This window comes from Azospirillum sp. OGB3 (assembly GCF_014192915.1).
Classification (GTDB): Bacteria; Pseudomonadota; Alphaproteobacteria; order Azospirillales; family Azospirillaceae; genus Azospirillum.
The window spans coordinates 104,642-115,040 of the sequence record NZ_JACHYN010000017.1 but is presented as its reverse complement, the minus strand read 5'-3'; the positions used below and the strand labels follow the sequence as shown (position 1 = coordinate 115,040).

Sequence of the window (10,399 nt, the reverse complement as noted above, 5' to 3'; positions counted from 1 at the left end):
ATCGGCGCGAAGGCCGGGCCGACCTGCTCGCCCGACACCTCGTCGCGGCCGCCGTTGATGGCGTAGAGCAGCGTCTTGGCGAGGTTGGCGCGGGCGCCGAAGAACTGCATCTGCTTGCCGATGCGCATGGCCGAGACGCAGCAGGCGATGCCGTAGTCGTCGCCCCAGTAGGGCCGCATCAGGTCGTCGTTCTCGTACTGCACCGAGCAGGTCTTGATCGACGTCTCGGCGCAGAACTTCTTGAAGCCCTCCGGCAGGCTTTCCGACCACAGAACGGTCAGGTTCGGCTCCGGCGCGGGTCCGAGATTCTGGAGCGTGTGCAGCATGCGGAAGCTGCCCTTGGTCACCAGCGTGCGCCCATCGAGCGCCATGCCGCCGATGCATTCCGTCACCCAGGTCGGGTCGCCGGAGAAGAGCTGGTCGTATTCCGGCGTGCGCAGGAAACGCACCATCCGCAGCTTGATGACGAACTGGTCGATCAGTTCCTGCGCACCCGCCTCGTCCAGACGGCCTTCGCGCAGATCACGCTCGATGTAGACGTCGAGGAAGCTCGACACGCGGCCGAGCGACATGGCCGCCCCGTTGGCCTCCTTCACCGCCGCCAGATAGGCCAGATAGGTCCACTGCACCGCCTCGAAGGCGTTGGTTGCCGGGCGGGTCACGTCGAAGCCGTAGGACGCCGCCATCGTCACGAGGTCGCGCAGCGCGCGGATCTGCTCGGTGATCTCCTCGCGCAGACGCAGCGTGTTCTCGTCGATGCGGTCGACCTCCAGGCTCTTGTACTGGGCCTTCTTGTCGGTGATCAGGATATCGGCGCCGTAGAGCGCCAGCCGGCGATAGTCGCCGATGATGCGGCCGCGCCCATAGGCGTCCGGCAGGCCAGTGATGACGCCGGACTTGCGGCAGCGCAGCATCTCGTCGGTGTAGACGTCGAAGACGCCGTCGTTGTGAGTCTTGCGCAGCGCCGGGAACACGTCGTCCAGCTTGGGCGAGGGCTTGAAGCCGTAGGCCTCCAGGCCCGTCTTGACCATCCGCCAGCCGCCGAAGGGCATGATCGACCGCTTCAGCGGCTTGTCCGTCTGAAGCCCGACGATGACCTCAAGCTCCCGGTCGATGTAGCCGGGGGCGTGGCTGACGATGGAGGACACCATTTCCGTGTCGGCGTCGAGCACGCCGCCCTTGGCCGCGCGCTCCTCCTTCAGGAGATCGCGCACCTTGTTCCACAGCGACAGGGTGCGGTCGCTGGCCGGGGAGAGGAAACTGCCGTCGCCGCCGTAGGGGCGGACGTTCTTCACGATGAAATCGCGCAGATCGACCGTGGTCCGCCAGGAACCGGGCGCAAAACCGCGCCAGGGGTTCGGCGTCTCGGCTTCGGCAACGGGGATTTTCGGTTCGAACATCAGGGAATCCATGACGCGCCTCTGTTTGTCTGCGGCGGTCCCTGCCCTCCCCGGCGGGGGCCGCGCCACGTTGCGCGGCGCCGGACCGGGCGGACCCGCCCGACCAAGCATCGCGCTTGCCCGATCAGTAGGCGCCCAAAGCTCCCCAGCCTCATTGATCCCAATCAATCAATCCCTGCGAAATACGCAGGGCACCATCCAAGGCACGTCCTGTCAAAAAGCTGAAGAAACACGCCGCTTTTGCGTCGCAGCATTTGAGACAACCCATCGGAATCCGAATATTTTCATCCGAATCGCCAGTTTTAAAACAGACGATTCAGATCAGCGCAGCGCGCTTGCAACATCTTGCGCCAAGCGGTCCAGGGTGCGGCCGAGCGCGTCCGCGACGGCGCCGGGATCGCCGGCAGCACTCACCGGCTCCTGCGCCGCGGTGTGGCCGAGCCGGCGCAGCCGGTCGCCGCCCTGGTCGAAGACGCGCCAGCGCGCCTCCAGAACCGCCGGCCCATCCTCCGCCGCGTCGAAGCGGTCCAGCGTCACCTCGACCACCTGGGACAGCGGGAAGTCGCGCTGAAGCGGCAGGCCGACGATCTCCGCCCCCGGCAGGTTCGTCTCCAGGTTCCGCAGCAGCTTGCGGGTCACCATCTCGTCGAGGGGACCGCCCCAGCGGTCGAACTCCCGGACGACCAGCCGGTTGCCCGGCGCCCGCATCACCAGCTCCGACCGGTCGAGATAGCCGGGGATCTTCACGCCCTCCACCCCGATCACCCGCCGCTGCGCCTCGCCGCCCCGCAACGGGGCGGCGGCCGGCCTTGCAGCGTCCTGAGGCGCGGCGTCCGGGGCGGAGGCGTCCAGATGGTAGAAGCGGCTGGGCGGCGTGCTGCAGGCTGCGAGCAGGGCCAGGACGGAGGCGCACAGCAATAGGCGGCGGGCGTGAAGAGCGAGAGCCATGGGATTCCTCAACCGCGTTTGCCCCGGATCAGGGCTTCGGGATGGCGTTCGAGATAGTCGGTCAGGCCGCGGATCGACCGGGCCGCCCCGGTCAATTCGCGCACCAGCCCCTGCAGATCGTTGACGGCCGGGCGGGACGAATTGACCAGCCCGTCCGTGCTGCTGAGCGTCTTCTCGGCCTGCCGGACCAGCTTGGAGGTGTTTTCCGCCACGTCGCGCAGGGCGCGGATGGTCGGCTCGCCCTCGCTGCCCAGCGCCTGCGTCGTCTTCTCCAACTCGGCCAGCGACCGGCTGAGCGAGCCGATGGCCTGCGCGATCTCCGGCGAGGCGATCAGGGCGCCGGCCTTCTGGATGGTCGAGCGCAGTTCCACCACCGTTTCGGCGATCGGCGCGCGGGCCAGCTCGTTCATCAGGTCGGTGGCGGTCTTGGTCGCCGTGTCGAGCACGTTCGGCTGGGACGGCACCTCCGGATAGGGACCGCCGCGGATCAACGACGCCTTCGGCGCGTTGGGGAACAGGTCGAGAGTCACGATCAGCTCACCGGTCAGCAGGTTGCCGGTGCTGAGCTGCGCCCGCAGCCCGCGCTCCACCAACGCCTGCATCCCGGCATAGGCGGCCTCGGAGTCGTGCGCCGCCGGCAGTTCGCTGTCCAGCCGCTCCGGTTCGATGTTCAGGGTGACCGGGATGCGGGCCTCGCCCGACACCGGATCGACATCCAGGCGGATGTCGGTCACCTCGCCCACCCGGATGCCCCGGAACTCCACAGCCGAGCCCGGATGCAGGCCGCGCACCGATCCGTCGAAATGCACCAGGAAGGGCACCCGCCGGGTGAAGCGGGCATCGCTGGCGGCGTTGCGGTTCTCGTAGAGGGGGAAGTCCGTGCCCTCCGCCGCGATCTCGCCGTTGTCACCGGGACCGCCGAGGCCGGGGGTCTCGAAGGACACGCCGCCGGTCGCCAGCGATTGCAGGGATTCCAGCGCCACCGTCGGGCCCTCCGGCCCGATGGACACCGACAGGCCGCTGGCGTTCCAGAAGCGGGTGTTGGGCCGGACGATCCGGTCGTAGGGGGCGTGGATGAAGACTGGAATGGTCAGCGACTGCCAGTCCTGGGAGAACTCGTAGCCGACCACCTCGCCGACCTGGATGCCGCGGTAATAGATCGGCGCCCCCGGCCCGAGGCCACCCAGCCGGTCGGCGCGCAGCGCGAAGCGCCGGCCCGGAGAGCTGGAGCGGATCAGTGGCGGCTCCTCCAGCCCGCGGAAGGCGCTGAGCGCCTCGCCGTTGCCGGTTCCCGGGTCCATGCCGATGTAGGCGCCCGAGACCAGCGTGCCGAGACCCGACACGCCGCCGAAGCCCAGCCGCGGCTTGACCACCCAGAAGCTTGTCCGGTCGTTGAGGTAGGAGGCGGCGCCCTTGACCATGCGCACGGTGACGATGACGTTCGCCAGATCGGGCGAGACCGCCACCCCCTGCACCGTCCCGACATCGACGTCGCGGTAGCGCACGCGAGTCTTCCCCGGTTCCAGCCCCTCCGCCGTATCGAAGGTGATGGTGATGGTCGGGCCGCGCTCGTTCAGCGTCCTCCAGGCCAGCCAGCCGCCGATCAGCGCGGCGACCAGCGGCACCAGCCAGATCAGCGGCAGGCCGCGGCGGCGGCGGATCACCGGCTTGGCCGGCTCTACCGTGGAATTCGAGTCAGTCATAGGAGGAATCCTGCCGCTGCGCCCGCCGGGGCGGCGCATCCCAGATCAGCCGCGGATCGAAGGACTCCGACGCCAGCATGGTGATGATGACGACCGCGGCGAAGGCGACGGCGCCAATCTCCGCGTGGATGGTGGCGATGGCGCCCAACTGGACCAGGGCGGCCAGCAGCGAGATCATGAAGATGTCCACCATGGACCAGCGCCCGACCCCTTCGATCAGCCGGTAGAGCCGCGTGCGGTCGCGCCGCCGCTTCGGCGAGCCCCGCTGCACCGTCCACAGCAGATAGGCCAGCCCAATCAGCTTCAGCACCGGCACGGTGATGCTGGCGAAGAAGACCAGCAGGGCCACCGGCCACATCTCCGCCGCGATCAGCGCCTCCACGCCGGACAGGATGGTGTCGGGCTGGCCGGCGCCGAAATAGACCACCGTCATGATCGGCAGCAGGTTCGCCGGAATGTAGAGGATCGTCGCCGCGGAGATCAGCGCCCAGCCGCGCGGCAGGCTGTTCGGCTTGCGGTGGTGCAGACGGGCGCCGCAGCGCGGGCATGTCCCCTCCGGTCCACCGCCATCGGGCCCGGCGACCACTTGGCGGCAGTCGTGGCAGGCGGTCAGCCGCTCCGGTTCGGTGCTCGCCGCCTGGGCGACGCGCGTCTGCGGCGCGATCCGCTCCCACACCTCGAACGGGCTGAGCGACGCCTCCCCCCACACCTGCACCAGGATGAAAGCGACCAGGGCGGCCAGCGACGCCCCGGGCTCCAGCTCCGCCAGATCGGACAGCTTCACATAGGCGACGATCAGGCCGAGCAGGAAGACCTCGGCCATCGCCCAGCGGCGCAGCCGAGCCACCGTCCGAAAGGTCCAGGCGGCGCCCGGCGCCGCCGTCCGCCCGGCGGCGAGCGGCATCACGACGTAGAGCGTGCCGAGCACCTGCGCCAGCGGCGCCAGGAACAGCACGAAGAAGACCAACACGCCCAGCGCCTCGTAGCCGCCGTCCCACAGCGCCACCGAGCCGCTGAGCAGGGTGGCCGTCTGCGCCCGCCCTTCCAGCTCGAAGGTCAGGATGGGGAAGAGGTTGGCGGTGACGAACAGGATGGTCGAGGCGATGGCCAGGGCGACCGCGTGCCCCAGCCCGCCGGTCCGGAAATGGCGCAGCACCGCCCCACAGCGGTGGCATTCGGCGCGGTGGCCGGGCAAGGCCGGCGGCAGAGCGTGCGGCGCGCCGCAGTCGTGGCAGAGCAGGATCGGGTGGTCCGGTGCGGTCATAGCGTTGGCTTAACATTTCCCACGGGCGAAAGGTCCGCCGCTTGCGGGGTGCGCCGACGGAGGGTTACCGACCGGGGCGGACCGCAGGCCCCGGATGGAAAAAGCCCTTTCCCCATGGGTGGGGAAAGGGCTTCGGTCTTTGGTGGAGAACAGGTTTCGATCAGACGAACATGTTGAAGCTGCCCAGCAACTTCTGCGTGCCGGACTGGCCGGTGGGAATGGAATTCAGGCTCGCCGCCGCCTGGCTCAGCCCGTCCAGCATAGCCTGCTGACCGGTGGACAGGTTGAACGGGCTTTCACCCTTCTTCGGAGCCTTGACGACCGTGTCGTAATCCTGGGTGTATTTGCCCATGCTGAGCTGGATGGCGTAGTTCTTGGGGTCCTTGGCGGACTGCCCCTTCTCGCGCGTCAGGCGCAGCGTGTAGTCGCCGCGGTCGAGTTCGTACTCGCCCTGCATCATGCCCTTGAAGGCGTCGTAATTCTTGCCGGTGCTCTTGTCGCTGTCGGCCACGACCGTGCCGAACTTGGACATCACCTGGACGCGCAGCCCCTCGTCGCCGACCTGACCCAGAGTGACTTCGCCCTTGGTGGTCACGCGGAACTTGTAGAAGTCGACGGGGTCGTCGGCGCCCAGTGCGCCGACCACGTTCAGGCGGGTCACGTTCTTGGCGAGAACGCCCATGTCCGTGGCGAAGCCGGGGGTGTTGACGGAGGATTTGCGGACGTCCTTGCGGAATTCCTGCACGTTCGCGGCGGCGGCGGCTTCGGCCTCCCGCTGCGCGTTCATGCGTTCCACAGCGGCGGACACGGACTTGTTGAGGTCCGAGACCATCTGGTTGACGCCGGCCATTCCGTCAGACATGGCACCTTCTCCCATCAGGCGCGCCCCCCGAACGGAGGAGCGCGAATGGATCGCTGGATCCCCACTTTACCGCAATGCATGTAAAGTTGCGAATTGTTTTTCGCTGAAATTTCAGATAGGGCGCCGGACGAGTTGTGCGGCCATCCGGTTCAGCACGCCATGGACGTCCTCCCCGCCCTGCGGCTGGAACAGGCGCTGCGCCGGAAACCAGGGGCGCACCGCGGTGCCGAGTTGGGTCCAGTCCCGCCCGCCGAAGCGCCAGACCGGCACCCCGAGCGCCGCCGCCAGTTCCCCCACCGCCGTGGCGGGCGCGATCACCAGATCCAGGCTCGCCATCAGCGCCGCCGTCCCGTCGAAGTCGTCGGTCAGGTCGAGATCGTCCCAGCGGTGGATGGCGACGCCGAACCGGTCCTCCGCCGCAACCCGCTCGGCCTCGCACGCGCCGTACTGGAGGTTGACGAAGACCACGCCGGGCACGGCGAACAGCGCGCCCCACTGGGCGAGCCGGCTGTAGGCGGCGCGGCGCGATTCGGTCATCAGCCCGCTGCGCCAGCCAATTCCCACCCGCAGGCCGGGGCCGAGCGCCACCACCCGCTCCCGCCAGAGCGCCACCCGCGCCGGGTCGGGGACCAGCCAGCCGCCGGCAAAGCCCGCGAAGGCGGGCAGGTCGCGGCGGAAGACCCGCGCAAGGGAGCCGATGGGCGTGTGCAGGTCGCAATCGGACATGGCCACGGCATCGGAGCTTTGCGGACGGACGAGCGCGCCGGGAAAGGAGCGGGCGAACAGCGACACCAGCCGCCGGTCCGTCTCGATCACCACGGACCGGGCGCGGACTATGGCCTCCGCGCAAAGGGAAGAAAACAGGATGGTGTCGCCCACCCCCTGCTCCCCCCAGATCAGCAAGCGCTTTCCCGTCAAGTCCTCGCCGCGCCACGCGGGCAACCGCGGCTGCCGTGCCCCGCCCGCCTGACCGGACGCGAAGCGCCAGCCATAACCGGCCCACCCCTCCGCCAGTTCGCCGCGCTCCAAACGCAGCAAGCCGCGGTTGAACTGCGCCAGCGCCAGATCAGGCGCCACGCGCAGTGCCCGCCCGTACAGACGTTCCGCCCATGCCCCGTCGCCTAGGCGCTGGACCGCCAGACCGAGATTGCAAAGTGCCGCCGCATAGCCGGGGTTGAGCGCCAGGGCACGGCGGAACCAGCGGGCCGCTTCCGTATGGCGGAGCCGCGCCTGCAGCGCGTGGCCGAAATTGTTGTTGGCCTGCGGCTCGTCCGGCAGCAGGCAGAGCGCGCGGCGGTGCGCCCGCTCGGCCTCGTCCAGCCGCTCGGCGTCGCGCAGCCCGCCGCCGAGGTTGGACAGCGCCTCCGGCAGCGCCGGGTCGAGCAGGACGGCGCGTTGCCACGCCGCCAGGGCCGCTGGGGCCCGGCCTTGCCGGCTCAGCGCGTTGGCCAGATTGTTCCAGAGCGGCGCCCGGTCGGCGCAGCGGGCCAGAGCAGCGCGGTGGTAGGCCTCGGCCTCCGCGAAACGACCCTGCCCGGCGCGCAACGTGCCCAGGCTGTCGGCGGCGTCCACGCATGAGGAATCAAGAGCCAAGGCCGCCTCGAAGCATGTGGCGGCCCCGTCAGTCTGTCCGAGATCGCGCAGCACCAGCCCGAAGCCATAAAGCAGCGCCGGGTTGCGGCGGTCCAGCCGCAACGCGTCGGTGTAGGCGGTCACCGCCTCCGCCAGCCGTCCCTGCGCGTGATGGCGGGCGGCCTGTGCCGTCAGATTGAGGAGGTCATCGCGAGAGGGAGCGTCGGAACTCATCCCGGCAGAGTGGCCCGCGGAACCGGAGCGGCGCAAGCGCCGTCCGGCCCCGCGGTTGCCGGTTGCTCAGTCCTCGCCGTCCTGAAGCGCCGGCGGACGCGGGGCGGCGTTGACCGGGGCGGCGAGCTGGGCGTCGACCACCGCCACCGCCGTCATGTTGACCAGACCGCGCGTCGTCACCGACGGCGTGACGATGTGCACGGGGCGCGCGGCGCCCAGCAGCATCGGCCCGACATTCTGCGCGTCGGCCATGATCTTCAGCATGTTGAAGGCGATGTTGGCGGCGTCCAGGGTCGGCATGACCAGCAGGTTCGCCTCGCCCTTCAGGCGGCTGTCGGGCAGCACGCCCTTGCGCAGCACCTCCGACAGGGCGGCGTCGGCGTGCATCTCGCCGTCCACCTCCAGGTCGGGCATCTCCTCGGCGATGAGCTGGTAGGCCAGCCGCATCTTGCGGGCCGACGGGGTGTCCGCGCTGCCGAAGTTGGAGTGGGAGAGCAACGCCACCTTCGGCTCGATGCCGAAGCGCTTCACCTCCTCCGCCGCCAGCCGGGCGATCTCGGCCACCTGCTCGGCGGTCGGGTCGGGGTTGACGTAGGTGTCGCAGATGAAGTGCGTGCCCTTCTGCGAGATCAGCCCGTTCATCGCCCCGGCGACCTTCACGCCCTTGCGCAGGCCGATCACGTCCATGACGTGGTTGAAGTGGTCGCCGTAGCGGCCCGAGGTGCCGCAGACCATGCCGTCGGCCTCGCCCCGGCGGACCATCAGCGCGCCGAAGACGCTCGGCTGGGTGCGCACGACGTTCAGCGCGTTGGCCGGCGACACGCCGCGGCGGCCCATAAGCTGCCGGTAGACCTCGGCGTAGTTGTGGCAACGCAGGTCACGGGCGGCCTCGATCACCTCCACGTCCTTGCCGATGCGGATGCGCAGGCCCATGTCGGCGATCGTCCGCTCGATCACGTCGGCGCGGCCGAGCAGGACCGGGTGGGCGATGCCGTCGTCCACCACCACCTGGGCGCAGCGCAGCACGCGCGGCTCCTCGCCCTCGGCGTAGACGATGCGCTTGGGCGCCGCCTTCGCCTTGGTGATGACCGGCTTCATGACGAGGCCGGAGCGGAAGACATACTGGCCGAGGCTGTCGCGGTAGGCGCGGAAATCGACGATCGGCCGCGTCGCCACGCCCGACTCCATGGCGGCCTTGGCGACCGCCGAGGACACCTCGATCACCAGACGCGGGTCGAAGGGCTTCGGCAGGATGTAGTCCGGGCCGAAGCGCAGGTTCTCGCCGACATAGGCGGCGGCCACCACGTCCGACGGCTCGGCCTGGGCGAGGCTGGCCATGGCGTGGGTGGCGGCGATCTTCATCTCCTCGTTCACCGTCGTGGCGCCGACGTCGAGCGCGCCGCGGAAGATGAAGGGGAAGCAGAGGACGTTGTTGACCTGGTTGGGGAAGTCCGAACGGCCGGTGGCGATGATCGCGTCCGGGCGGGCCTGCCGGGCGAGGTCCGGCATGATTTCCGGTTCCGGGTTGGCGAGCGCCAGCACCAGCGGCTTGTCGGCCATGCGGACCAGCATCTCCGGCTTCAGCACCTTGGCGCCGGACAGGCCGAGGAAGATGTCCGCCCCGTCGATGACGTCGTTCAGCACGCGGGCGTCGGTGTCCTGCGCGTAGGCGTCCTTGTAGGGGTTCATCTCCTCGTTGCGGCCCTTGTGGACCACGCCGATGCGGTCGACCAGCCAGACGTTCTCGCGCTTGACGCCCAGGCTGAGCATCAGGTCCAGGCAGGCGATGCCCGCGGCCCCGCCGCCGGTCGAGACGACCTTGACGGTGGCGATGTCCTTGCCGACCAGCTTCAGCCCGTTCAGGACGGCCGCACCCACCACGATGGCGGTGCCGTGCTGGTCGTCGTGGAAAACCGGGATCTTCATCCGCTCGCGGCAGCGGCGCTCCACCTCGAAGCAGGCGGGGGCGGCAATGTCTTCGAGGTTGATGGCGCCGAAGGTCGGCTCCAGACGGACGATGGTGTCGACCAGACCGTCGACGTCCTTCTCGTTCAACTCCAGGTCGAAGCAGTCGATGCCGGCGAACTTCTTGAAGAGGACGGCCTTGCCCTCCATGACCGGCTTTGCGGCCATCGGACCGATGTCGCCCAGGCCCAGAACCGCCGTGCCGTTGGTGATGACCGCCACGAGGTTGGCGCGGGCCGTAAGCTCCGCGGCCTGGGCCGGATCGGCGGCAATGGCGCTGGACGCTGCGGCCACGCCCGGCGAGTAGGCCAGCGCGAGGTCGCGCTGGTTCGCCATGGGCTTGGTGGCGACGATCGCCAACTTACCGGGCTTCGGATTCCGGTGGTACTCAAGCGCCATCGCGTCGAAGTCGCCGGACATACGTCCTCTCCCCTTTTAACTTGATTTCAGT

The 10,399-nt window shown here is 69.2% G+C and carries 7 protein-coding genes; all 7 read right to left on the bottom strand.

The genetic code is table 11. The annotated features are described in order from the left end of the window. The coding region (locus FHW79_RS26245) for a pyruvate formate lyase family protein (protein WP_282184028.1) at window positions 1-1,412 on the bottom strand (1,412 nt) is incomplete at its 3' end. Between the two features lie 309 nt (window positions 1,413-1,721). Next, entirely contained in the window at window positions 1,722-2,348 is a 627-nt protein-coding gene (locus tag FHW79_RS26240) for a PqiC family protein (protein ID WP_247884612.1), read from the bottom strand. Window positions 2,349-2,356: 8 nt separating this feature from the next. Beyond that, window positions 2,357-4,051: an MlaD family protein gene (locus FHW79_RS26235; RefSeq protein ID WP_247884611.1), complete on the bottom strand. Its 1,695-nt coding sequence runs from the start codon at window positions 4,049-4,051 to the stop codon at window positions 2,357-2,359. Then, a complete protein-coding gene (locus tag FHW79_RS26230; RefSeq protein ID WP_183181623.1) occupies window positions 4,044-5,315 on the bottom strand; it encodes a paraquat-inducible protein A in 1,272 nt (423 codons plus the stop codon). Before FHW79_RS26230 ends, FHW79_RS26235 begins: the two co-directional genes overlap by 8 nt. Before the next feature lie 160 nt (window positions 5,316-5,475). Then, window positions 5,476-6,177, bottom strand: a complete 702-nt coding sequence (locus tag FHW79_RS26225) for a hypothetical protein (protein WP_183181622.1) — start codon at window positions 6,175-6,177, stop codon at window positions 5,476-5,478. Window positions 6,178-6,288: 111 nt separating this feature from the next. Further along, the gene (locus FHW79_RS26220) at window positions 6,289-7,983 is read right to left on the bottom strand and encodes a tetratricopeptide repeat protein (protein ID WP_183181621.1); all 1,695 of its coding nucleotides are present in this window, start codon (window positions 7,981-7,983) and stop codon (window positions 6,289-6,291) included. A gap of 66 nt (window positions 7,984-8,049) precedes the next feature. Next, window positions 8,050-10,368: an NADP-dependent malic enzyme gene (locus FHW79_RS26215; RefSeq protein ID WP_183181620.1), complete on the bottom strand. Its 2,319-nt coding sequence runs from the start codon at window positions 10,366-10,368 to the stop codon at window positions 8,050-8,052. Window positions 10,369-10,399 lie beyond the last annotated feature (31 nt).

Excerpts from the sequence above, each read along its gene's own strand:
- FHW79_RS26230 (WP_183181623.1), bottom strand. The coding sequence starts at position 5,315 with ATGACCGCACCGGACCACCCGATCCTGCTCTGCCACGACTGCGGCGCG.
- FHW79_RS26215 (WP_183181620.1), bottom strand. The coding sequence starts at position 10,368 with ATGTCCGGCGACTTCGACGCGATGGCGCTTGAGTACCACCGGAATCCG.
- FHW79_RS26235 (WP_247884611.1), bottom strand. The coding sequence starts at position 4,051 with ATGACTGACTCGAATTCCACGGTAGAGCCGGCCAAGCCGGTGATCCGC.
- FHW79_RS26225 (WP_183181622.1), bottom strand. The coding sequence starts at position 6,177 with ATGTCTGACGGAATGGCCGGCGTCAACCAGATGGTCTCGGACCTCAAC.
- FHW79_RS26240 (WP_247884612.1), bottom strand. The coding sequence starts at position 2,348 with ATGGCTCTCGCTCTTCACGCCCGCCGCCTATTGCTGTGCGCCTCCGTC.
- FHW79_RS26220 (WP_183181621.1), bottom strand. The coding sequence starts at position 7,983 with ATGAGTTCCGACGCTCCCTCTCGCGATGACCTCCTCAATCTGACGGCA.